The following is a 21,638-nucleotide window of genomic DNA, read 5'->3' as shown; positions in this document are numbered from 1 at the left end:
AAAGGAACATCGATGACGATGCCGAACACCCCCCTGCGCGTCGCCGTGATCGGCAACGGGTTCATGGGGCGCATGCATACGCAGGCATGGCGCACAGCCCCCCGCTTCTTCGACCTGGGATGCGACATCGAACCCGCGGTCCTGGTGGGGCGCCGACCCGAGGGAGCCGCCGCCGCACGCGATCTCGGCTGGCCCGAGTACGCCACCGACTGGCGCAGCGTGGTCGAGCGGTCCGACATCGACCTCGTCGACATCTGCACTCCGGGCGACACGCACGCGGAGATCGCCGAGGCGGCACTCGCCGCCGGAAAGCACGTGCTGTGCGAGAAGCCGCTGGCCAACTCCGTCGAGGAGGCGGACCGCATGGTCGATGCCGCCGCGGCGGCCACCGGCGTCGCCCTGTGCGGGTTCAGCTACCGGCGCACTCCGGCGCTGGCCGCCGCCCGCGCGCTCATCGCCGAGGGAGCGCTCGGCGAGATCCGCCACGTGCGCGCCCAGTACCTGCAGGACTGGCTGAGCGACCCCGACGCGCCCTATACGTGGCGGCTGGATCGCGAGCGCGCCGGGTCCGGCACTCTCGGTGATATCGGCGCGCACTCGATCGACACCGCCCAGTGGCTGCTCGGCGACGACATCACGGCCGTCTCGGCGGTGCTGCGCACCTTCGTCCCCACCCGCCCGCCGATGGGCGACCAGGCCGGTCTCGGCGGTGTCGCCGGAGCGGGCGAGCGCGTCGAGGTCACCGTCGACGACGCCGCGGCCTTCACCGCGCGTTTCGCCGGCGGGGCGCTGGGTGTCTTCGAGGCGTCGCGCCTGGCGACCGGTCGTCGCAACGCGAACCGGATCGAGGTCAACGGCTCCCGGGGGTCGGTCGCGTTCGACTTCGAGCGCATGAACGAACTGGAGTACTACCGGGCCGACGACCCCGCCGGGGCGCAGGGGTTCCGGCGCATCCAGGTGACCGAGCCCGAGCACCCGTACGCCGGCGCGTGGTGGCCACCCGGGCACGGGCTGGGCTACGAGCACCTGTTCACCCATCAGGTCGTCGACGTCGTACGGGCGATCGCCGGCGACCGCGACGTGGACGTTCCGACGTTCGCCGATGCCGCGCGCGTGCAGCGTGTGCTGTCTGCCGTGACCGAGAGCGCGGCGGCGGATGCCGTGATGACACCCGTGCGTGGCCGCGGGGGAGAGGCGGTCGCATCATGACCCGCAGCGCGATCGTCGTCCGCGGCGGGTGGGAAGGCCATCACCCGGTCGAGGCGACCGAGCTGTTCCTGCCCTTCCTCGCGGCGGAGGGTTTCGACGTCGCCATCGAGGAGACCCCGGACGTCTACGCCGACGCCGAGCGCATGGCGGGGACCGATCTCATCGTGCAGTCGATGACGATGTCCGAGATCTCCGGGGACGCCGTCAAGGGACTCCGCGCAGCCGTCGAGGCCGGCACCGGTCTCGCGGGGTGGCACGGCGGCATCGCCGACTCGTATCGCGGCAGTGCCGACTACCTGCAGTTGGTGGGCGGACAGTTCGCGACGCATCCGGCCAAACACCCCGATGAGGTGTGCGGTGACGAGACCGACAACTACCTCACGTACCGCGTGGAGATGACCGACCTCGGCCGCGACCACGAGATCACCCGCGGCATCGGCGATTTCTCGCTGCACACGGAGCAGTACTGGGTGCTGCACGACGACCTCATCGACGTTCTGGCCACCACGACGCATCCGGTCCAGCCGTATCATCCGTGGCATCGGCCGATCACCTCTCCCGCCGTCTGGACGCGGTCCTGGGGCGCCGGTCGGGTGTTCGTGGCCACCCCCGGTCACAGCGTCGACATCCTGCGCGACGACAATGTGCGGACCATCGTGGAGAGGGGGATGCTGTGGGCGGCGCGCACTCGATAGGGATCGTCGGACTCGGGGTCATCTCCCGCGCCTACCTCGACACGCTCGCGGGCGTCGACGGCATCCGGATCACCGCCGTCGCCGACCTCGACGCCTCGCGCGCCGAGGCGGTCGCGGCGGGGATCGAGGGGTGCCGCCCACTGGCGACGGGGGAGTTGACCGCCGACCCCGGCGTGGACACGGTGCTGAACCTGACGATTCCGGCAGCCCACGCGGAGGTCGCGCTGGCGGCCATCCGCGGCGGCAAGGACGTGTTCGGGGAGAAGCCGCTCGCGGCCACGTTCGCCGAGGCCCGCGAGGTCGTCGATGCCGCTGCGCGCGCCGATGTGCGTGTCGGGTGCGCCCCCGACACGGTCCTGGGCACCGGCGTGCAGACCGCGCGTCGCGCCGTCGACGAGGGGCTCATCGGCGCCCCGGTCGGAGCCACGGCGACGTGGGTGTCGCCCGGCCACGAGCACTGGCACCCGCAACCGGACTTCTACTACCGTGCCGGCGGCGGCCCGCTGCTGGACATGGGGCCGTACTACCTCACGTCCCTCGTGCAGCTGCTCGGCCCGATCGTCGCCGTCTCGGGTGCCGCGTCGCGTGCGCACGCGACGCGCGAGATCGGATCCGGCGCGCGCGCCGGCGAGCGTGTGCCCGTGGAGGTCGACACCCACATCGCGGGCGTGCTCGAGCACGCGAACGGTGCGATCTCGACTGTCACGATGAGCTTCGACGGGGTCGCCACCTCGGCCCGGCCGCTGGAGATCTACGGCACCGAGGGGGCGCTGGTCCTCCCCGACCCGAATCACCATGCCGGCGAGGTCGCCCTCCGCCGGCGTGATGGTGACGCATGGGATGCTCTCGCGCCGTCAGCAGGCTACGAGGAGGCCGCACGCGGCGTGGGTCTGCTGGACTTCGTCGCCGGACACGACCGGGTCGGGGGCGCCATGGCCCTGCATGTCCTGGAGGTCATGGAGTCGCTGCACGCCGCGGCGACGACGCGTACACGGCAGGAACTGACGACATCGGTCGAGCGTCCCTCGCTCGTGCCGCTCACGCCCGCATCGGCCTGGCGCTGACCGACCGACGCCGCTGACCCCTTCCCTGCGATCGGAGAATCCGTCGGGGGGCAGGGGTCAGACGGACCGGGCCACCGTGAGAGCGGTCACGTGCGAGGGCACCGGCTCCGGTGGGACGTTCGCCAGGGGGTGGGCCTCGCCGGTCAGGACGATTCGAGCGCCGGTGTCGCGGGTCGCGCACGAGGGTCCGACCCAGAGGTCCACCTCGCCGGGTTCGACGAGGCGTCGTCCGCCGCGGCCGGTGAAGCCGAGCCGAGAGGTCGGGACGTCGAATCGCACCTCGACTCTTTCGCCGGGGGCGAGGTCGACACGACGATAGGCCAGCAGTTGCGCGACCGGTCGCGTGACCTGCGCGAACAGATCACGCGCGTACAGCTGCACGAGGTCCGTGCCGGGCCGCGCGCCGTCGTTCTCGACCGTGACCGTGACCGTGACCGTGCCGTCCGTCGCGGTGTCCTGCGCGGTCAACCCCGTGCGCCGGAAGCTCGTGTACGACAGGCCGTGGCCGAAGGGGAGCGCGGGGGTGTTGTCAGCACTCGTGATCTCCGTCGGACCGCCCAGGGTCGGGTGCAGATAGCTGTAGGGCTGTGACCCCGCCGAGCGGGGGAGTGAAACCGGAAGGTGCCCCGAGGGGTTCACCCGCCCCGAGAGCACTCCGGCGATCGCCGCGCCGCCCTCCTCGCCGGGGAAGAAGGCCTGCACGACCGCGGCGGTGCCCTCGAGCATCCATCCGATCGCGTAGGGCCGCCCCGTGACCAGTACGACGACCGTCGGGGTGCCCGTGGCGGCGACCTCCTCGACCAGCCGCCGCTGGGGTCCGGGCAGTTCGAGGTCATCGACGTCGTTGCCCTCACCCACGGTGCCTCGGCCGAAGAGACCGGCGCGGTCGCCGATGACCACGATGGCGACCTCCGCGTCGGATGCCGCGGCGACCGCATCGGCGATCCCGGACGCATCCGACCCCTCGACATCGCAGCCGTGCACGTGCACGAGGTCCGCCTCGGGCAGTTCGCTCCGGAGCGCGTCGAGCACCGAGGGGATCTCGAACCCGATCGGTGTGCCCGGGTGATGTGCGAGGACGTGGTTGGCGAACGAATAGCAGCCCATCAGCGCCTCCGCTGCGCTCGCGTTCGGCCCGACCACCGCCACCCGGCGCGCATCACGGGCGAGCGGGAGGGCGCCATCATTGCTCAGCAGCACGATCGACTCCTCCGCGGCCCGACGCGCCACCGTCCGGTGCATCGGTCCGTCCAGATCGACGATCGCGGGCGGGGCGGTGAAGTCTTCGTCCAGCAGGCCCAGCTCCTCCTTCTGGGCGAGGACCCGGCGGACCGCCCGGTCGACGAGGGCGATCTCGTCGGAGTGCGACGCCAGACGCTCGCGCAGCGGCGCGAGGAAGGCGTCCCCGGTCGGCAGCTCCACGTCGATGCCGGCCGCCAAGGCGAGCGCCGCGGCCTCACCCAGATCGGCGGCCACACCGTGCATCGTGTGGAGGAAGGCGACAGCGAAGTAGTCGGCTACCACGGTGCCGTCGAAGCCCCACTTCTCCCGCAGCACGCCGGTCAGCAGCTCCGGATCGGCGGCGACGGGCATCCCGTCGATCTCGGCGTAGGAGTTCATCACCGAACGTGCGCCCCCGGTCCGCACCGCCATCTCGAACGGCGGCAGCACGACGTCGGCGAGGAATCGGGGTCCCGCGTGCACGGGCGCGTGGTTGCGGCCGGCGCGCGAGGCCGAGTAGCCCGCGAAGTGCTTCAGAGTGGCGTGCACCCCCGCCCGCTGCAGGCCCTGCACGTATGCGGTGCCGATCGTCCCCACCACATACGGATCCTCCGCGATGCACTCGTCCACGCGCCCCCAGCGGGGGTCGACGACGACATCGAGGACTGGAGCGAGTCCCTGATGCACGCCGAGCTGCCGCATCGAATCACCGATGACCTCGGCCATCTGCGCGGTCAGTTCGGGATCGAAGGCGGCGCCCCATGCCAGCGGCGTCGGGAAGGTCGCGGCTTTCCACGCGGCCAGGCCGGTCAGGCACTCCTCGTGCACGATCGCTGGAATCCCCAGCCGTGTCTCGCGGACGAGTCGGCGCTGCTGGTCCCACAGCCATGCCGCGCGGTCCGCCGGCTCGACGGGGCGTGTGCCGTAGACGCGGGTCAGGTGCCCGATCCCGTGCGCGACGGCGTTCTCGTATGGGGTCGGGTTCCCCATCTCCCCCGCCATCGGGGCGACCACCTCGTCGCCTTTGTCGACCCAGTAGCCGACGAGCTGCGCGAGCTTCTCATCGAGGGTCATACGGGCGAGGAGGTCCTCCACGCGGGGGGAGGCGGCGGGCAGGGCGGTGTCGGGTGAGTACACGGTCACTTCTCTCTCGCGGCGTGCGCGGGTACGGGGCTCAGCCCTTGACGGCGCCGGTGAGGCCGCCGACGATACGTCGTTCGAACAGGCTGAAGAAGACCAGTGCGGGGATCATCGACAGGGAGGTGAACGCGAGCACCTTGGCGGTGTCGACGGAATACTGCGACGCGAACGCCTGCACCCCGAGCGGCAGAGTGAATGCGGCTTCGTCGTTGAGGATGAACAGCGGCAGCATGTAGCTGTTCCAGCTCGTGATGAAAGCCAGGATGCCGACGGTGATCACGCCGGGCATCGACAGCGGCACCACCATGCGCCAGAAGAAGCCCAGCCGCGAGCATCCGTCGATGAACGCAGCTTCCTGGATCTCGTTCGGCAGGGCGCGCAGGAACGGCACGAGGATGATGATCGTCACCGGCAGCGCGAACGCGACCTGGGGGATGATGACGCCACCGAGCGAGTTCATGAGGCCGAGGTTCCGCACGAGGATGTACAGCGGCGTGATCGCCACCGTCATGGGGAACATCAGGCCCGCTGCGAAGGTGGCGTAGAGCAGTCCCCGCCCGCGGAAGCGGTAGGTGGCGAGCACGTAGGCAGCCATGAGCCCGAGCGCCACCACGAAGACGGTGGTGCCGACCGCGGCAACGGTCGAGTTGAGCACCTCGCGCCAGAACACGTCGCTGACGAGCACCTCGAGATAGTTCGCGAACCGCCACTCCGATGGCATTCCCGACGGGTCGGTCGTGATGTCGGCGTTGCTGCGGAAGCCGCCGACGATGATGTAGACGACGGGCGCGAGGATCGCGGTGACCAGGAGCGCGGCCAGGGTGTAGATCGCTGCCGTCGAGGCCCGCTGCTGGGGTGTGCGGCGTGGAGCGCGGCGCGTGGTCGGGCGCCCGGTGACGAGGGTGGCTGTGGCGGTCATCGGGCACCTCCGGTGACGGCGCCCTCGGTGTCGCGCCGGAGGACGAACCGTTGGTAGATCAGTGCGACGGCGAGGGAGATGAGGAAGATGACGACGGCGACGGCATTGCCGTATCCGTAGCTGCCGGCATTGCGTCCGGTCGCGACCATGTACGTGGCCATCGTCGAGGTGCCTGCGGTCGCCGCAACGTACTGGCCCCAGATGATGTAGACGAGGTCGAACAGCTGCAGCGAGCCGATGATCGACAGGAACGCCCAGATCCGCAGGGTCGGGCCGAGAAGGGGGAAGGTGATGCGGCGCTGGATCTGCCAGTAGCTCGCACCGTCGATCGCGGCCGCCTCGTAGAGCTCCTCCGGGATGCCTTGCAGGCCCGCGAGGAAGAGGATCACGGCGAACCCGATGTACTTCCACGTGATGATGGCCATGAGCGTCCAGATCGCCAGGTCGGGATCGGACAACCAGTCGTTGACCAGGAAGTCGAGCCCGAGTTTGGCGAGCAGGTCGTTCAGAGCGCCGTTGGTGGCGAGCATGAGGCTCCACCCGGTGCCCACGACGACTTCGCTGATGACGTAGGGGATGAAGATGAGCACGCGGATGAGTGATTGGCCGCGCATCCGGCGGTTCAAGAGCAGCGCGAGCCCGATGGCGATGGGGCCCTGGATCACCAGCGACATCACCACGATGACCGCGTTGTGCCACAGCGCCGCCTGGAAGGCCGGGTCCTGGAGGATCAGGATGTAGTTCTGCAGACCGACGAAGTCGGTGGCGGGGCCATAGCCGTTCCAGCGGAAGAAGCCGTAGTAGGCGGCCATCACGACGGGGAAGATCACGAAGGCCAGGAACACCAGGAGGGCGGGGCCCGCGAGGATCGCGATCTCACCGCGGGTGCGCCAGGCGCCGGAGCGTCTCTGCGGGCGTCGAGATTCCCGGAGCGGGGGCGGTGTGCCACCCCCGCTCGGGGCGGCATCCGCCGATTCGGCGCGCGTCACGAGCGTCTGGTTGACGGATGTCATGGTCGGCGCCTCAGCCGCGCAGTGCGGCGTCGTTCACAGCCTGCACGATGGCTTCGGGCGATCCGTTGCCGGCGAGCATGTCGACCACCGCGAGGTTGAGCGCGTTGCCGACGTTCTGGCCGTACATGGTGTCCAGCCACAGCATCACGTAGGGCGCCTCGGCGTATGCGGCTGCGAGGTCCTGCAGGGCGGGGTCGGTGACGACGCCCTGTGCGTCGACGTTGGCCGGAATGGTCTGGAAGGCCTCGGCGTAGCCTTCCTGCGCCTCCTTCGTGGAGATGAAGTTGAGGAAGTCCACGCAGATGTCCGGCGCGTTCACCCAGCAGGCGTAGCCGTCGGCACCGCCCATGATCGCGCCCGGAGCGCCGTCGCCTCCGGAGATCTCCGGGAAGGGGAACAGGGCGAGGTCGGCCAGCGGCTGCTCATCCGGGGTGAGGGAGGCGATGACCCCGGGGTTCCAGCCGCCCATGAGTTCCATGGCGGCCTGGTGGTTGGCCAGGAGGCCCGCCGAGGATCCCGCACCCTGCTGTGCGGAAGTGGTGAGGAAGCCGCTGTTGAACGGATCCGTCTCGACGAAGTCCTGCAGGTCCTCGCTGGCGCGGAGCCAGCAGTCGTCCTCGAACGAACGCGTCTCGGCGGCGGCGTTCATAACGTCTTGCGAGCACTCGCGGAGGGCGAAGTTGTAGTACCAGTGGGCCGCGGGCCAGGCATCCTTCGCGCCGACGGCGATCGGTTCCACGCCCGACTCGCGCAGCTTCTCGTTCGCGTCGATGAGTTCGTCGATGGTGCCCGGGGTCTCGGTGATGCCCGCAGCGTCGAAGAGGTCCTGACTGTAGAAGATGCCCTCGGGGAGAACCGAGGAGGTCACGCCGTAGTTCTTGCCGTCGACCTCGAAGGCGGCGAGGCTGCCGCCCAGCCCGGCGCGAGTCTCATCGGTGATGGCGTCGCTGATATCCATGACCTGACCGGCGGCGACGGTGTCGGCGAGTTTCCCGCCGCCGCGCGCCATGAAGACGTCGGGTGCGTCGCCGGCGTTCAGGGCCGTCTGCAGCTTGCCGTCCATGTCTTCGTTCTGGATGGCCTGGATCTCGATCGTCACGCCCGGGTTGGCCTCCTCGAACTGGGCGGCCATGTCCTCCCAGTACGCTTTGCCGTCGCCGGTGGTGGAGTTGTGCCAGAACGACAGCGTCGTCGCATCGCCGGAGTCGCCTCCATCGCCGCCGCTGCATGCCGCAAGGCTGACAGCGCCCAAGGTCAGAGCCGCTGTGCCCGCGAGGAGCTTCTTCGCGTTCATGTGATTCCTGTCTCTCTTCGTTGAGGGCGTCTCGAACGGTGAGACGCGAGGTGAGTGCTCGACCATGTTGTGGCCGGCGACAAAGAGTGTCAAACGTTTTCGAAATCATTTTCAAGCGGACTATGATCACACGATATGAGCCGTCGTCCGACCATCCACGACGTCGCACGTGAGGCCGGCGTCTCGGTCGCGACGGTCTCCAAAGCCATCAACGGTCGCTACGGCGTCAAGACCTCCACCGCCGACCGTGTGCTCGAGGTGGTCCGCACGCTGGGATACGAGACGAGCCTGGTCGCCAGCAGCATGCGCTCGCGCACCACCGGCGTGATCGGCGTGCTCGTGGCGGACTTCGAGCCCTTCAGTGCGGAGGTGCTCAAGGGTGTGGGGGCGGCGCTGCGTGACGGGCCGTTCGATGTTCTCGCCTACAGTGGCGCACGCCACGCCGGAGGTGAAGGGTGGGAGCGGCGTTCGCTCAGCCGCTTGAGCGGCACCCTCATCGACGGGGCCATCATCGTCACCCCGACCGTGATCAACATCGTCGCCGAGGTCCCCGTCGTCGCCATCGACCCGCATACCGGACCCGCCGATCTGCCCACCGTCGAATCCGACAGTTTCCGCGGGGCGCAGGAGGCCGTGCGCCACCTCGTCGAGCTCGGCCACCGGCGCATCGCCTTCGTCGCAGGGCGACCCGATCTGCGGTCCTCGATCGCACGCGACGCAGGCTATCGGCGGGCGCTCGCCGACGCGGGCCTGCCGTTCGACCCGTCGCTGGTGGGAGAGGGGGGCTACGAGGCGGACACCGTGCGCGGCGTGACCGCGGCACTCCTGCGGCGCGCCGATCGGCCGACGGCCGTCTTCGCCGCCAACGACGTCTCGGCGCTGGCGGTCACCGAGGTCGCCGCCGAGATCGGGCTGCGCGTGCCGCGGGAACTGTCCGTGGTCGGCTTCGACGACATTCCCGACGCGTCACAGAGCGTTCCTGCCCTCACGACTGTGCGGCAGCCCATGCAACGGCTCGGCGGCGAGGCCGCTCGGCTGGTGCTGGCGCTCATGGCAGGTGAGTCGCCGGAGACGACTCACCTGCGTCTTCCGACGCGACTGGTCACCCGCGCGACCACCGCGCCGCCCGAGGCGTGAGGATCACCGCCGACCGAACCACCACCGGCGGCGCCGGCTCGCGTCGGCGGCGCCGCGCTCCCGCGCCGCCTCGATGGTGCGGGCAGCGCGGCGTTCCCGCCAGCGTGTCAGTTCGGTCTCGACCTCGCGCAGCGCGGTGACCACCGGCGGTCCGCCGAGCAGCTGCAGGCGTGCGTGCCGCACCCGCCGGTTGAAGTCCTCGAGATGCTCGCGCACCTCCGCTTCCGAGGCGAGGGTGTCCAGGTGGGCGTCGAGCTCGGCATCCTCGACCCGGAGCATGAGGGCGGGCGGTCCGAGGCCGGTGAGTCGTTCCGTCTCGATCTTGCGGCGGATCCACCAGTCCGGGTCGTTCGGGCGGCCGAGGTCGAGTGGCTTGCCCGCACCGGGGAGATCGTCGAACTCGCCGCGGCGGATCGCCTGCTGGATCGCGACCTCGACGAAGGCTGCACGGTCCGACGCGGTGGGCGTCGCGGATGTCGTGTCGCCGGACGCGGATGAGTCCGCGCCGGGGTCGTCCGGGTGCCGATGGTCGGAGTCGTCGCCCGCGATCCCCTGTTCGCGCGCCCACTTCCGCAAGCGATAGCGTGCGGCCCGATCGCGAGGGTCCTCCGTCATCGTGACATCCTGCCACGCGGCTCCGGCGGCCGTGCGGGATGGCCTGGAGGTGCGGTCACGCCGAGGCGAGCGCCCCCGCGGGATCGGCGAGCAGGGACGCGAAGGCTGCCTCCGATGCGCCGATGAGGAGGCGGTCCTCGGCCAGTGCGGCGGTGCGGATCTCGACGTCGTCGGCGGCCGCCGGCATGCACTGAGCGCGCATCGCCTCGACGAGGGCGGCGGGGTCGCTGTCGGCGAGGGTCGCGAGGAACCCGCCGAGGATCACGACCGAAGGGTTCAGGACGTTCACGGCGTTGGCCAGCGCCGTGGCGAGGATGCCGCGCTGCCGGGTGATCTCGTCGCGGACGTCGATCTCTGGTGACGCGGTCAGGGCGGCCGCGAGGGTCGGTTCGTCGGCGGCGGACAGGCGTGCCGCGGCGAGCAGACGCGCGCGGCTCACCTCGTCTTCGAGCACACCGTCGTCGGCGCGGCGGTGGGTCGCCGAGGCGATGCCCGGGCGGTTCTGCCCGAATTCTCCGGCGTATCCCGACGCGCCGCCGAGCGGCATCCCGGCGACGATCACCCCGCCGCCGATACCCGACGCGCCGCCGTTGAGGTAGACGAGGTTGTCCACGCCCATGCCGGCGCCGAAGCGGTGCTCCGCAATCGCCCCGAGCGTCGCATCGTTGTCGACGGCCGCGGGAAGTCCCGTCGCCCGCTCGGTCATGGCTCGCAGCGGCGCATCCCGCCACCCGAGGTGCGGCGCGTGGCGCACGACGCCGTCCGCCGCTCGCACGAGACCCGGCACGGCCACCCCGACTCCGACGAACCGGGCGCCGGCCAGCGTATCCGCCTTCCACCGGGCGAGGGCGTCCGTCAGCTGCGCCACCGTCTCCTCGGGCGTGGGGAGCGCGGCGGTCTCGTGCCGCTCCCGCACGCGGATCGTGCCGTCCAAGCCCACCGCGGCGAGCGTGAGCGCATCCACCTCGGGGTTAGCGGCGAGGACGACGACGTCCGGGTTCGCCGCGACCACGGGCGACGGGCGGCCGACGCGCTTGGTGGGATCGGGCGCCCGCTCGGTGACGAACCCGAGGTCGACCAGCTCGGCGGCCAGGGCGGCGACGGTCGACCGATTCAGCCCGGTCGCGGTGGTCAGCTGCGCACGGGAGAGGGCGCGCTCGCGGTGGACCAGCTCGAGGAATCGGGCGAGGTTGCCGCGGCGCATGTCCTCGACGGTCGACACGGCGCTCAGCATGCCGATGAGCCTAGCCGCAGGGCCGGTGGCCGCACGCGTTGACCCGCGCCGAGCGGTGGTATACGTTGTCAAGCGCAACATTTCCCTCACTCGACGTGGAGACGACATGCCCACCCCCACCCCTGCCGACAAGTTCACGTTCGGCCTCTGGACCATCGGCTACAACGGCACCGACCCGTTCGGCGGACCCACGCGCGGTCCCCTCGACGTCGTGCACGCGGTCGAGAAGCTGGCCGAGCTCGGCGCGTATGGGCTGACCTTCCACGACGACGACCTGTTCGCCTTCGGCTCCACCGACGCCGAGCGGCAGACCCAGATCGACCGACTCAAGGGGGCACTGGCCGCGACGGGGCTGAAGACCCCGATGGTCACCACGAACCTGTTCTCGGCCCCCGTGTTCAAGGACGGCGGCTTCACCTCCAACGACCGTCAGGTGCGCCGCTTCGCCCTCCGGAAGGTGCTGCGCAACATCGACCTGGCCGCGGAGCTCGGCGCCGAGACCTTCGTGATGTGGGGCGGCCGCGAGGGCGCCGAGTACGACACCGCGAAGGACGTGCGCGCGGCGCTCGAGCGCTACCGCGAGGCGGTGAACCTGCTCGGCGACTACGTCACCGACAAGGGCTACGGCATCCGCTTCGCCATCGAGCCCAAGCCCAACGAGCCGCGCGGCGACATCCTGCTGCCGACCGTGGGACACGCGCTGGCCTTCATCGAGTCGCTCGAGCGGCCGGAGCTGGTCGGTCTGAACCCCGAGGTCGGCCACGAGCAGATGGCGGGGCTGAACTTCACCGCCGGCATCGCCCAGGCGCTCTACCACGGCAAGCTCTACCACATCGACCTCAACGGGCAGCGCGGCATCAAGTACGACCAGGACCTCGTGTTCGGCCACGGCGACCTGCACAACGCCTTCTCGCTGGTCGACCTCCTCGAGAACGGCGGCGTCCAGGGCGGCCCCGCCTACGACGGGCCGCGCCACTTCGACTACAAGCCCAGCCGCACCGAAGACGAGACCGGTGTGTGGGACTCAGCGGCCGCGAACATGCGCACCTACCTGCTGCTGAAAGAGCGTGCGGCCGCATTCCGCGCCGACCCCGAGGTGCAGGAGGCCCTCGCGGCCGCGAAGGTCGCGGAACTGTCCCAGTCGACCCTGGCCGAGGGGGAGTCGTACAACGACCTTCTCGCCGACCGCTCGGCCTACGAGGACTTCGACGCCTCCGCCTACCTCGGCGGCAAGGGCTTCGGGTTCGTCCGTCTGCAGCAGCTGGCCACCGAGCACCTCATGGGCGCCCGGGGCTGACCCGCTACCGAGACCCGGGCCGGCGTCCGAGACCCCGCCGCATGCGGGCGGGTCTCCGACGCGGAGCCGGGTCTCACCGAGAGGAGACGGGATGACACTCGTCGCGGGGGTCGACTCATCGACCCAGTCGTGCAAGGTCGTGGTGATGGATGCCGAGACCGGCACCGTCGTGCGGGAGGGCCGAGCGACCCATCCGGAGGGCACCGAGGTCGACCCGGCCGACTGGTGGCGGGCGCTCGAAGAGGCGATCGCCGCCGCGGGTGGACTCGACGACGTCGCCGCGTGGAGCATCGGCGGCCAGCAGCACGGGATGGTCGCCCTCGACGCGGAAGGGCGGGTGATCCGCGACGCCCTGCTGTGGAACGACACCCGCTCCGCCGGCGCCGCCGAAGCGCTCATCGACGAGTTCGGCGCCGAGTCGCTCGCACAGCGGACCGGACTCGTCCCGGTCGCATCCTTCACGATCACGAAGCTTCGATGGCTGCGCGACGCCGAACCCGACAACGCCGCGCGGGTGGCCGCCGTCGCCCTTCCGCACGACTGGCTCACGTGGCGCCTGCGCGGGTTCGGCCCCGCGGGCGAGTCGGCCGCCGGGCCCGTGCTCGAAGAGCTCGTGACCGATCGATCGGACGCGTCCGGGACCGGCTACTGGAGCCCCGACGCGTGGGCGCCGGGCCGCGACGGCTACGACCGGGAGGTGTTCATCGCGGCCCTCGGCCACGACGCCGTGCTGCCGCGCGTGCTCGGCCCGGCGGAGTGGGTTGCCGACGGCGCCGGACGCCGCGTGGCGCCGGGTGCCGGCGACAACGCCGGCGCCGCCCTCGGCGTCGGTGCGGGTACCGGTGACGTCGTGGTCTCGATCGGAACCTCCGGCACCGTCTTCGCCGTGAGCGCGGAACGCACGGTCGATCCGTCCGGGACGGTGGCCGGCTTCGCCGACGCGAACGGCGGCTTCCTCCCGATCGTCGTCACGCTCAACGCCGCCCGGGTTCTGGATGCGATCGCCCGGCTGCTGGGTGTCGACCACGCGGCACTCAGCGACCTCGCGCTCGCCGCGCATCCCGGCGCGGCCGGTCTCACCCTGCTTCCCTACTTCGAGGGCGAGCGCACGCCGAATCTGCCCGATGCCACCGCATCCCTCACCGGCATGACCCTCGCCTCCACCACGCGCGAGAATCTCGCCCGCGCCGCGGTGGAGGGCATGCTGTCGGGGCTCGGCGCGGGACTGGACGCCCTCCGCGAGGTGGGTGTGCCCCTCGAGCGTGCCCTGCTCATCGGCGGCGCGGCGCAATCCGCGGCGGTGCGGCAGATCGCGCCGACTGTTCTCGGTCTTCCCGTCGAGGTGCCCGCCCCGGGTGAGTACGTCGCCCTCGGCGCCGCCCGCCAGGCCGCCCGCATCGCGGGGGCCTGAGCCGCCGGCACCGTCATCGGGATGCGGTCGCCCACCGGGCGAGGCGCTTCACAAGATCCCGGTGGCCGGCGGAGGAATACGACCGCGCATCGTGGCCGAGGACGTCGACGGCGACGCGGCTCGCGGCATACGTGCGCACCCATGCCGCAGGCATGCGCTCTCCGTCGACGGTGAAGTCGGCGACGACGTGCCGATCACCGATGGCCTGCAGGCGCGCGTACTGCTCGTCGAACACCGTGAAGTCCGGGAGGGCGTCGCCGTCCGGGAACGGAAGCGCACGGACGTGGATGTCGCCGGCGGGCGGGTGCCACGACAGCTGCGGAACCCACATCCCGCCGATCGCGGCAGCCCAGTCGGGGTAATCGCGCATGCTCGCGACGGCGCAGTGCAGCGCGAGGACGCCCATGCCTCGATCCAGCGCCCGGGAGAGGCCGTCGACGGACGAGTGCGGAGCCGGCACGGCGCCCTCGCCCCGCCACGGATCGCCGGCGTTGACGACGAGCAGGTCGACGCCGTCGAGGCGGGTCATCGCTCGGTCGACGTCGTCGTCGACGGTGACCTCGAATCCCGCCTCGGTGAGGATCTCGGTCACTTCCGGCGAGGTCTGCGGGAACGGATGCCACGGGTCGGCGTAGTGGCCGCTGCCGCTGGCGATGAGAGCCTTCATGGCGTCCTCCTGGGCGAGACGATGGGAGAGGGCTTTCCCATCGTAAGCCGACCGTGCCGCGTAGTGTCGGAGCGATGACATCCGCAGACGCCGCTTCCGACCAGCCTGCCTCCGCGACCGTCCCGCGCCGCCCGCGCGGCGCGCAGGTCGTTTTGGAGGTGGTGCGTCGGGAGTCCCTCACGCCGCACCTGGTCCGCCTGCATCTCGGCGGGCCGGGGTTCGACGACTTCCTCGACGGAGCGGACCCCGCCACGCTCGACCTCACCGACACCTACACGAAGCTGCTGCTGGCCAAGCCCGGCCTCGGACTCGAACCGCCCTACGATCTCGACGCGCTCCGTGCGGAGCTTCCGCGGGAGGATCTGCCGTCGCGACGCACGTACACGATCCGTGACGTGGACCGCAACGCCCGAACGATCGCCATCGACTTCGTCGTGCACGGCGACGAGGGCCTCGCGGGGCCCTGGGCCGCGTCCGCGGAGCCCGGGGATCGCCTCGCGATGTCGCTCCCCGGAGGCGGCTATGCCCCAGCGGCGGGCGATGTCACGCACGTGATCGTCGGTGACGATTCGGCTCTCCCGGCGATCGCGCGTGCCGTCGCCGCCCTCGCCGCAGACGCGCGCGGCGTGGTCATCGTCGAGGTCGACGATGAGGAGTCGCACGTGCCCCTCGACGCGCCGTCCGGGGTGGAGGTCCGCTGGCTGCACCGGGTGGGCTCGGCCGGAGCGGCGCACCCGGGAACCCTCCTGGTCGCGGCCGTCGAAGCCCTCTCGCGCCCGGAGGGCGTCGTCGACGTCTTCGCCCACGGGGAGCGGGCGGCCATGAAGCGTCTCGGCGCCGTTTTCCACGGAGAGTGGGGCATCGCCCGGCAGGAGATGTCGGTGTCGGCGTACTGGGCCCACGGACGGGCGGAGGACGCCTTCCAGGCCGAGAAGCGCGACGCGGTCGGCAAGATCTTCGCCGACTGAGCCGGGCGCAGGCTCGTCCGGTCCGGCGGCGGTCCGGGCACAATGGTGCCGTGTCGCAGGATCAGGTCGACGAGGTCGCGGCGGAGCTGTACGCCCTGCCGCCCGACGCGTTCACGGCCGCGCGCAACGCGCGCGCCGCGGCGGTCGGCGGCGAAGTGGGCGCCCGCATCAAAGAGCTGCGCAAGCCCACGGTCGCAGCCTGGGCCGTCGATCTGCTCGCCCGAGAAGGGGATCTCGGTGAGGCGCTGGACCTTGCGGCGGCGCTGCGGGAGGCACAGGACGACCTGGATTCCGCGGAGTTGTCGCGACTGGGCGGTCAGCGTCGACAACTGGTCGCCGCGCTGACCGCGCAGGCCGTCGCCCTCGCCGAAGCAGCGGGCGTGGCCGTGAGCTCCGCGGCCCGCGACGACGTCCGAAGAACTCTCAACGCCGCCGTGACGGATGCCGCCGCCGCGGCGGCGGTGCGCACGGCGCGGCTGGTGCGGCCGCTCGAGGCCGCTGGATTCGGCGGGGGCGACTCCGCGGATCTCGCCGCGTCGGTGGGCGGATCGGTTCCCGGCGCCGAGCAGGCTCCGCCGCGGGACGATCTCGCCGAACGGCGTGCCCGGCGAGCGGCGGAGAAGTCCGCGCGGGAGGCCGAGCGCGCTGCCGCCGACGCTGCTCGCGACGAGGCGAAGCTCATCGAACGCCGCGACCGTGCCCGCCAGAAGCTGGATCATGTGCGCGAACGCCTCGACGACCTCCGCCGCGACATCGCCCGGCTCGAGGGCGACGAGTCGGCCGCGGTCGACGCGCTCGCCGGGCTCGAGGACCGGGTGCGTGAGGCCGTGCAGGCGTCCCGGTCGGCGACGACTCGCGCCGAGGCTGCTCGACGGTCCCTCACAGAACTCTCGTAGCGGCCGCCCCTACGGTGGGGGCATGGCGACGCCACGACCCGAAGCGGCCGATACCGACGACCTCCCCGTGCTGCTGAGTCCGTCCGAGCTGCGCACCGCACGGGACGAGTTCCAGCAGTTCCTGATGGAGTACCGGTTCGGGATGCAGGAGGTCGAGACCAAGATCTCGATCCTGCGGGACGAATTCCTCCAGCTTCACGACTACAACCCCATCGAACACGTCTCGAGTCGGGTGAAGTCTCCCGACAGCCTCGTCGAGAAGGTGCGGCGCCGCGGGATCGCCCAGGACTTCGCATCGGTCCGGCGGCACATCACCGACATCGCCGGGGTGCGGATCACGTGCAGCTTCGTCACCGACGCCTATCGGATCTTCGATCTGCTCACCGCGCAGGACGACATCGAGGTCCTGCAGGTGAAGGATTACATCGCGGCGCCGAAGCCCAACGGCTACAAGAGCCTGCACGCGATCCTCCAGGTGCCGGTGTTCCTGTCGACCGGGCGGATCGAGGTCCCCGTGGAGGTGCAGTTCCGCACGATCGCCATGGACTTCTGGGCCAGCCTGGAGCACAAGATCTACTACAAGTACGACCGTCAGGTGCCGGCCGAACTGCTCGACGACCTGCGGGGCGCCGCGGACAGCGCCGCCGAACTCGACGAGCGGATGGAGCGCCTGCACCGAGAGATCCGCGGCTCGGCTGCGGCGGGTGCGCCCACGCCGCCCGCGCCGCCGTTCGCCGTCCCGCCCGTCCTGCGGGATTCGCCTGTGCTCGACGCCTGAACGCGCCGGGACGGGCGCCGGGAGTCGGTAGCCTGAGGCGGTGAACGACCTTCAGCCGCAGACACTGGTGCTCATCCCGCTGTTGGCGGTGCTGGCCCCGCTGTTCGCGCGGGGACTGGGGCGATGGGTGCGGGTGCCCGTCGTCGTCTTCGAGCTGGTCCTCGGAATCCTCATCGGGCCCGCCGTGCTCGGATGGGTGGGGGAATCGGCGTTCATCGAGTTGATGGCCGACTTCGGGCTCGCAACGCTCTTCTTCGTCGCCGGGACCGAGATCGAGTTCGGCGCGTTCCGCGGTCGGCTGGGGCGACGCGCGAGCCTGGGGTGGATGCTCAGTCTGGGTGCCGGGATCCTGGCCGTTCTGCTGCTCACCCCCTGGGAGGCCGCCGTCGTCATCGGCATCGCATTGTCCTCCACCGCGCTCGGCACCCTCCTGCCCGTGCTGCGCGATGCCGGCGAGCTCAAGACGCCCTTCGGGCAGGCGGTGGGGGCGGTGGGCGCGCTCGGGGAGTTCGGGCCGCTGATCGCCATCTCGCTCTTCCTCGGCAGTCGCGACATCGGCTTGTCCACCCTCGTACTGCTGCTGTTCATGCTGATCGCGGGTCTGGCGATCTGGCTGGCGTTCCGTATCCCGCACGGAGCCATGCACCAGGCGGTCAGTGCGACGCTGCACACCTCGGGCCAGTTCGCGATCCGGGTGATCCTCCTGATCCTCGGCGGGCTCATCTCGGTGAGCGTGCTGCTGGACCTGGACTTCCTCCTCGGCGCGTTCGCGGCCGGGATCGTCTGGCGTCTCATCATGCGAGACGCGGACGAGTCCGACCGGGAGGCGGTCGAGAGCAAGGTCGAGGCGGTGGCCTTCGGGTTCCTCGTGCCGATCTTCTTCATCTACACCGGTGTCACCTTCGACCTCGAGGCCCTGCTGGCCGACCCGATCCTGTTCCTCGGCCTGCCCATCGTGCTGGTCGCCCTGTTCGTCATCCGCGGACTGCCCTCGATGCTCGCCTCCCCGGTGGGATCGACCGGCAAAGAACGTCTCGCGATGGCCTTCATGGGGGCGACGGGTCTGCCGATCATCGTCGCGGTCACCTCGATCGGGCTGGACGAGGGAATCCTCAGCACCGTCCAGGCCGCGCTGCTGGTCGGCGGGGGGATGCTGTCGGTGCTGCTGTTCCCGCTCATCGCCATGCGGCTGCGCGGCGAGCGCGCCGCGCGCGTGGCACCCACGTTGGACGACATGGCGTGAGCATCGCGCGGGTCTTCGACGACGCCCGGGCCCGCCTGAACGGGTGCCCTCGGGAGCAGCTCGGCGAGGTCGTCGAGCCTCGGCGGGTGCTGGGGGTCCGTCGTGCGCCGCGGATCGTGCCGCACGGCGACGCCTGGCACCTGGGTGTTCTCCTGCTCTCCGACGACGCGGTGTTCGCCGTCGGAGAGGTGGTGCGTTCGCGCGAGGAGGCCAGGCGGGGGTTCGCGGCCGAGTCGCAGCGGGACCGCGCGGCGTTGGCTGCGGCGGCGTTCCGGGGCGGGTTCCCCGAGGGGGTGGCGGTCCACGTCGGGTGGGATCAGGTCGACCTGGACGCCGTCGAGCGCGGGTCCCCTTCCGGCCCGCTCGCGATGATCGACGGCGTGCCGAGCGTGAGATGGAGCCCTGCCGCCGGGTTCGCGCCGCTCGCGGGATACCTCGAGGACCGCATCGCGTTGCTTCTCGACCCGCCGCGCGGGGCATCATAGCGACGAGTGATCGACTCCGGGAGGACCTCTTCGCGTCACGTGGATCCTCTATGGTTGAGGTCCCGAACTCGAGGGGGTTCTCTGTGCAGGTATGGCCCGGATCCGCGTATCCGCTGGGTGCGACGTTCGATGGCAACGGCACCAACTTCGCGCTCTTCAGTGAAGGCGCCGACAAGGTCGAACTGTGTCTGTTCGACGAGGACGGCACCGAGACGTGCGTCGAGCTGCTCGATGTCGACGCGTTCGTCTGGCACGGCTATCTGCCGAACGTGCAGCCCGGCCAGCGCTACGGGTATCGGGTCCACGGACCCTACGATCCGGCGAACGGTCAGCGCTACAACCCGAACAAGCTGCTTCTCGACCCCTACGCGAAGGCCGTCGACGGACGGGTGAACTGGGGGCAGTCGGTCTTCAGCTACACGTTCGGCGACCCCGACTCGCGCAACGACGACGATTCCGCCGCCGACATGATGAAGGGCGTCGTCATCAACCCCTTCTTCGACTGGCAGGGTGACCGAGCCCCGAAGACGCCCCTGCACGAGACCTTCATCTACGAGGCCCACGTCAAGGGACTCACGCAGCTGCACCCGTCGGTTCCCGAAGAGATGCGCGGCACCTACGCCGGCGTGGCGCACCCGGCTGTGATCGACCACCTGCAGAAGCTCAGCGTCACCGCGATCGAGCTCATGCCGGTGCATCAGTTCGTCAACGACTCGACCCTTCAGGAGAAGGGCCTGTCGAACTACTGGGGCTACAACACGATCGGGTTCTTCGCCCCGCACCACTCCTACGCCTCGACCGGGATCAACGGTCAGCAGGTGCAGGAGTTCAAGGCGATGGTGCGCTCGCTCCACGAGGCGGGCATCGAAGTGATCCTGGATGTGGTCTACAACCACACCGCGGAGGGAAACCACCTCGGTCCCACCCTGTCGATGCGGGGAATCGACAACGAGGCCTACTACCGTCTCGAGCAGAACGACAAGCGGTACTACACCGACTACACCGGCACCGGCAACAGCATGAACGTCGGGAACCCGCACTCGCTGCAGCTCATCATGGATTCGCTGCGCTACTGGGTGCTGGAGATGCACGTGGACGGTTTCCGCTTCGATCTCGCCTCGACGCTCGCGCGCGAGTTCTACGATGTCGACCGCCTGTCGACCTTCTTCGAAATGGTGCAGCAGGACCCGGTGGTCTCGCAGGTCAAGCTGATCGCCGAGCCGTGGGACGTCGGTCCCGGTGGCTACCAGGTCGGCAACTTCCCGCCGCAGTGGACGGAGTGGAACGGCAAGTACCGCGACACCGTGCGCGACTTCTGGCGCGGCGAACCGCAGGCCCTCGGCGAGTTCGCCTCACGCCTGACCGGCTCGAGCGACCTGTACGAGCGTTCCGGACGCGCCCCCGTCGCCTCGATCAACTTCGTCACAGCCCACGACGGGTTCACCCTGCGCGACCTGGTGTCGTACAACGACAAGCACAACGAAGCCAACGGCGAGGACAACCGCGACGGCGAATCCCACAACAGGTCCTACAACCACGGGGTGGAAGGGCCGACCGACGACCCCGAGATCCTCACCGTCCGTGCCCAGCAGCAGCGGAACTTCATCGCCACGATGCTGCTCAGCCAGGGTGTCCCGATGCTCTCGCACGGGGACGAGCTCGGGCGCACCCAGTACGGCAACAACAACGGCTACGCGCAGGACAACGAGCTCACCTGGATCGACTGGGAAGCGGTGGATCAGCCGCTCATCGAGTTCACCGCCGCGCTCGCCCGCCTCCGCAAGGACCACCCGACCTTCCGGCGCACGCGCTTCTTCGACGGGCGCCCCGTGAAGATGGAGGAAGGGCGGCCGATTCCGGATGTCGTGTGGCTGCGGCCGGATGGCACCCTCATGCAGCCCGAGGACTGGGACTCGGGGTTCGGTCGCACCGTGGGGATCTTCCTCAACGGCCGTGGCATCCGCGAGCGCGACAAATGGGGGGAGGAGATCACCGACCGGCACTTCGTGGTGCTGTTCAACGCGGGCGATGAACCGGTCGACTTCAAGATCCCCGCACCCCGCTACGGCCCGGAGTGGGACGTCATGGTCGATACGGCCGGCGAATGGGCCAACACCGATCCCGTCGCCCCGGGGTCCCGCATCCCGCTGCAGCCCAAGGCCCTCATCGTGCTGCGCGAACACGACCTCCCCGACCCCGAGGTCGACCACTCCGTCGCGGCGTCGCTGAGCATGCTCGTGCACTCGCGGACCGCGGAGATGCCCGTGATCACCCCGCCGGCCCCGTCCTCGGCGGCGTCTGCGGACGGCGCCGGCGGCGCCGACTGACGCTCCGACCGAACCGGAAGAGGAC

The 21,638-nt window shown here is 70.4% G+C and carries 19 protein-coding genes; 12 read left to right on the top strand and 7 right to left on the bottom strand.

Annotated features, from left to right (window positions below; all coding sequences use genetic code 11):
• Nucleotides 1-12 precede the first annotated feature (12 nt).
• From RZO50_RS02335 to RZO50_RS02325, 3 genes are read left to right on the top strand one after another with little or no spacing between them, the layout of a single operon-like run.
• Complete coding sequence (locus tag RZO50_RS02335) at nucleotides 13-1,209, top strand: Gfo/Idh/MocA family protein (RefSeq protein ID WP_322598091.1); 1,197 nt, start codon at nucleotides 13-15, stop codon at nucleotides 1,207-1,209.
• The gene (locus tag RZO50_RS02330; protein WP_322598090.1) at nucleotides 1,206-1,904 is read left to right on the top strand and encodes a ThuA domain-containing protein; all 699 of its coding nucleotides are present in this window, start codon (nucleotides 1,206-1,208) and stop codon (nucleotides 1,902-1,904) included. Before RZO50_RS02335 ends, RZO50_RS02330 begins: the two co-directional genes overlap by 4 nt.
• Complete coding sequence (locus tag RZO50_RS02325) at nucleotides 1,883-2,968, top strand: Gfo/Idh/MocA family protein (protein ID WP_322598089.1); 1,086 nt, start codon at nucleotides 1,883-1,885, stop codon at nucleotides 2,966-2,968. Before RZO50_RS02330 ends, RZO50_RS02325 begins: the two co-directional genes overlap by 22 nt.
• Before the next feature lie 57 nt (nucleotides 2,969-3,025).
• Here RZO50_RS02325 and RZO50_RS02320 read toward each other — a convergent pair whose 3' ends face one another.
• The 4 genes from RZO50_RS02320 to RZO50_RS02305 all read right to left on the bottom strand — a co-directional run bounded on the left by RZO50_RS02320 (nucleotide 3,026) and on the right by RZO50_RS02305 (nucleotide 8,555).
• The gene (locus tag RZO50_RS02320; RefSeq protein ID WP_322598726.1) at nucleotides 3,026-5,263 is read right to left on the bottom strand and encodes a beta-xylosidase/alpha-l-arabinosidase; all 2,238 of its coding nucleotides are present in this window, start codon (nucleotides 5,261-5,263) and stop codon (nucleotides 3,026-3,028) included.
• 100 nt (nucleotides 5,264-5,363) lie between these two features.
• On the bottom strand, nucleotides 5,364-6,248 hold the full coding sequence (locus RZO50_RS02315) for a carbohydrate ABC transporter permease (RefSeq protein ID WP_322598088.1): 885 nt from the start codon (nucleotides 6,246-6,248) through the stop codon (nucleotides 5,364-5,366).
• Nucleotides 6,245-7,261 carry a carbohydrate ABC transporter permease gene (locus RZO50_RS02310; RefSeq protein ID WP_322598087.1) on the bottom strand — a complete coding sequence of 339 codons (1,017 nt, stop codon included), beginning with the start codon at nucleotides 7,259-7,261 and terminating at the stop codon, nucleotides 6,245-6,247. Before RZO50_RS02310 ends, RZO50_RS02315 begins: the two co-directional genes overlap by 4 nt.
• A gap of 10 nt (nucleotides 7,262-7,271) precedes the next feature.
• The gene (locus RZO50_RS02305; RefSeq protein ID WP_322598086.1) at nucleotides 7,272-8,555 is read right to left on the bottom strand and encodes an extracellular solute-binding protein; all 1,284 of its coding nucleotides are present in this window, start codon (nucleotides 8,553-8,555) and stop codon (nucleotides 7,272-7,274) included.
• Between the two features lie 135 nt (nucleotides 8,556-8,690).
• Here RZO50_RS02305 and RZO50_RS02300 point away from each other — a divergent pair, with 135 nt between their 5' ends.
• On the top strand, nucleotides 8,691-9,692 hold the full coding sequence (locus RZO50_RS02300) for a LacI family DNA-binding transcriptional regulator (RefSeq protein ID WP_322598085.1): 1,002 nt from the start codon (nucleotides 8,691-8,693) through the stop codon (nucleotides 9,690-9,692).
• 3 nt (nucleotides 9,693-9,695) lie between these two features.
• On the opposite strand, the gene RZO50_RS02295 is transcribed toward RZO50_RS02300, so the two are convergent.
• On the bottom strand, nucleotides 9,696-10,307 hold the full coding sequence (locus RZO50_RS02295; protein WP_322598084.1) for a DnaJ family domain-containing protein: 612 nt from the start codon (nucleotides 10,305-10,307) through the stop codon (nucleotides 9,696-9,698).
• A gap of 55 nt (nucleotides 10,308-10,362) precedes the next feature.
• The gene (locus RZO50_RS02290; RefSeq protein ID WP_322598083.1) at nucleotides 10,363-11,541 is read right to left on the bottom strand and encodes an ROK family transcriptional regulator; all 1,179 of its coding nucleotides are present in this window, start codon (nucleotides 11,539-11,541) and stop codon (nucleotides 10,363-10,365) included.
• Between the two features lie 106 nt (nucleotides 11,542-11,647).
• Between RZO50_RS02290 and xylA the strand changes: the two genes are divergently transcribed.
• Nucleotides 11,648-12,838 carry a xylose isomerase gene (xylA, locus tag RZO50_RS02285; protein ID WP_322598082.1) on the top strand — a complete coding sequence of 397 codons (1,191 nt, stop codon included), beginning with the start codon at nucleotides 11,648-11,650 and terminating at the stop codon, nucleotides 12,836-12,838.
• A gap of 91 nt (nucleotides 12,839-12,929) precedes the next feature.
• Nucleotides 12,930-14,249 carry a xylulokinase gene (gene xylB / locus RZO50_RS02280; RefSeq protein ID WP_322598081.1) on the top strand — a complete coding sequence of 440 codons (1,320 nt, stop codon included), beginning with the start codon at nucleotides 12,930-12,932 and terminating at the stop codon, nucleotides 14,247-14,249.
• 13 nt (nucleotides 14,250-14,262) lie between these two features.
• Here the strand turns inward: xylB and RZO50_RS02275 are convergent, their stop codons facing one another.
• Nucleotides 14,263-14,916: a ThuA domain-containing protein gene (locus RZO50_RS02275; RefSeq protein ID WP_322598080.1), complete on the bottom strand. Its 654-nt coding sequence runs from the start codon at nucleotides 14,914-14,916 to the stop codon at nucleotides 14,263-14,265.
• Between the two features lie 74 nt (nucleotides 14,917-14,990).
• On the opposite strand from RZO50_RS02275, the gene RZO50_RS02270 reads away from it, so the two are divergent.
• The 6 genes from RZO50_RS02270 (at nucleotide 14,991) to glgX (ending at nucleotide 21,613) form a co-directional block, all read left to right on the top strand.
• Entirely contained in the window at nucleotides 14,991-15,884 is an 894-nt protein-coding gene (locus RZO50_RS02270; RefSeq protein ID WP_322598079.1) for a siderophore-interacting protein, read from the top strand.
• 50 nt (nucleotides 15,885-15,934) lie between these two features.
• Nucleotides 15,935-16,780 (top strand): transposase, encoded by an 846-nt coding sequence (locus RZO50_RS02265; protein ID WP_322598078.1) that lies wholly within the window; start codon nucleotides 15,935-15,937, stop codon nucleotides 16,778-16,780.
• A 22-nt stretch (nucleotides 16,781-16,802) separates the two neighbouring features.
• Nucleotides 16,803-17,558 carry a GTP pyrophosphokinase gene (locus RZO50_RS02260; protein ID WP_322598077.1) on the top strand — a complete coding sequence of 252 codons (756 nt, stop codon included), beginning with the start codon at nucleotides 16,803-16,805 and terminating at the stop codon, nucleotides 17,556-17,558.
• A 40-nt stretch (nucleotides 17,559-17,598) separates the two neighbouring features.
• Complete coding sequence (locus RZO50_RS02255) at nucleotides 17,599-18,801, top strand: cation:proton antiporter (RefSeq protein ID WP_322598076.1); 1,203 nt, start codon at nucleotides 17,599-17,601, stop codon at nucleotides 18,799-18,801.
• Nucleotides 18,798-19,286, top strand: coding sequence for a glutaminase (locus RZO50_RS02250; protein ID WP_322598075.1), 489 nt, complete (start codon nucleotides 18,798-18,800; stop codon nucleotides 19,284-19,286). Before RZO50_RS02255 ends, RZO50_RS02250 begins: the two co-directional genes overlap by 4 nt.
• A gap of 83 nt (nucleotides 19,287-19,369) precedes the next feature.
• Nucleotides 19,370-21,613: a glycogen debranching protein GlgX gene (glgX, locus tag RZO50_RS02245; RefSeq protein WP_322598074.1), complete on the top strand. Its 2,244-nt coding sequence runs from the start codon at nucleotides 19,370-19,372 to the stop codon at nucleotides 21,611-21,613.
• Nucleotides 21,614-21,638: the final 25 nt, after the last annotated feature.

The sequence above is a fragment of the Microbacterium xanthum genome, from assembly GCF_034531355.1.
GTDB lineage: Bacteria > Actinomycetota > Actinomycetes > Actinomycetales > Microbacteriaceae > Microbacterium > Microbacterium xanthum.
This window is presented reverse-complemented; position numbering and strand designations above follow the sequence as displayed.

Bases quoted from the DNA above. Each gene is read 5' to 3' on its own strand.
- RZO50_RS02335 (WP_322598091.1), top strand. From the start codon at position 13: ATGACGATGCCGAACACCCCCCTGCGCGTCGCCGTGATCGGCAACGGG.
- RZO50_RS02330 (WP_322598090.1), top strand. From the start codon at position 1,206: ATGACCCGCAGCGCGATCGTCGTCCGCGGCGGGTGGGAAGGCCATCAC.
- RZO50_RS02320 (WP_322598726.1), bottom strand. From the start codon at position 5,263: ATGACCCTCGATGAGAAGCTCGCGCAGCTCGTCGGCTACTGGGTCGAC.
- RZO50_RS02315 (WP_322598088.1), bottom strand. From the start codon at position 6,248: ATGACCGCCACAGCCACCCTCGTCACCGGGCGCCCGACCACGCGCCGC.
- RZO50_RS02310 (WP_322598087.1), bottom strand. From the start codon at position 7,261: ATGACATCCGTCAACCAGACGCTCGTGACGCGCGCCGAATCGGCGGAT.
- RZO50_RS02305 (WP_322598086.1), bottom strand. From the start codon at position 8,555: ATGAACGCGAAGAAGCTCCTCGCGGGCACAGCGGCTCTGACCTTGGGC.
- RZO50_RS02300 (WP_322598085.1), top strand. From the start codon at position 8,691: ATGAGCCGTCGTCCGACCATCCACGACGTCGCACGTGAGGCCGGCGTC.
- RZO50_RS02295 (WP_322598084.1), bottom strand. From the start codon at position 10,307: ATGACGGAGGACCCTCGCGATCGGGCCGCACGCTATCGCTTGCGGAAG.
- RZO50_RS02290 (WP_322598083.1), bottom strand. From the start codon at position 11,541: ATGCTGAGCGCCGTGTCGACCGTCGAGGACATGCGCCGCGGCAACCTC.
- xylA (WP_322598082.1), top strand. From the start codon at position 11,648: ATGCCCACCCCCACCCCTGCCGACAAGTTCACGTTCGGCCTCTGGACC.
- xylB (WP_322598081.1), top strand. From the start codon at position 12,930: ATGACACTCGTCGCGGGGGTCGACTCATCGACCCAGTCGTGCAAGGTC.
- RZO50_RS02275 (WP_322598080.1), bottom strand. From the start codon at position 14,916: ATGAAGGCTCTCATCGCCAGCGGCAGCGGCCACTACGCCGACCCGTGG.
- RZO50_RS02270 (WP_322598079.1), top strand. From the start codon at position 14,991: ATGACATCCGCAGACGCCGCTTCCGACCAGCCTGCCTCCGCGACCGTC.
- RZO50_RS02260 (WP_322598077.1), top strand. From the start codon at position 16,803: ATGGCGACGCCACGACCCGAAGCGGCCGATACCGACGACCTCCCCGTG.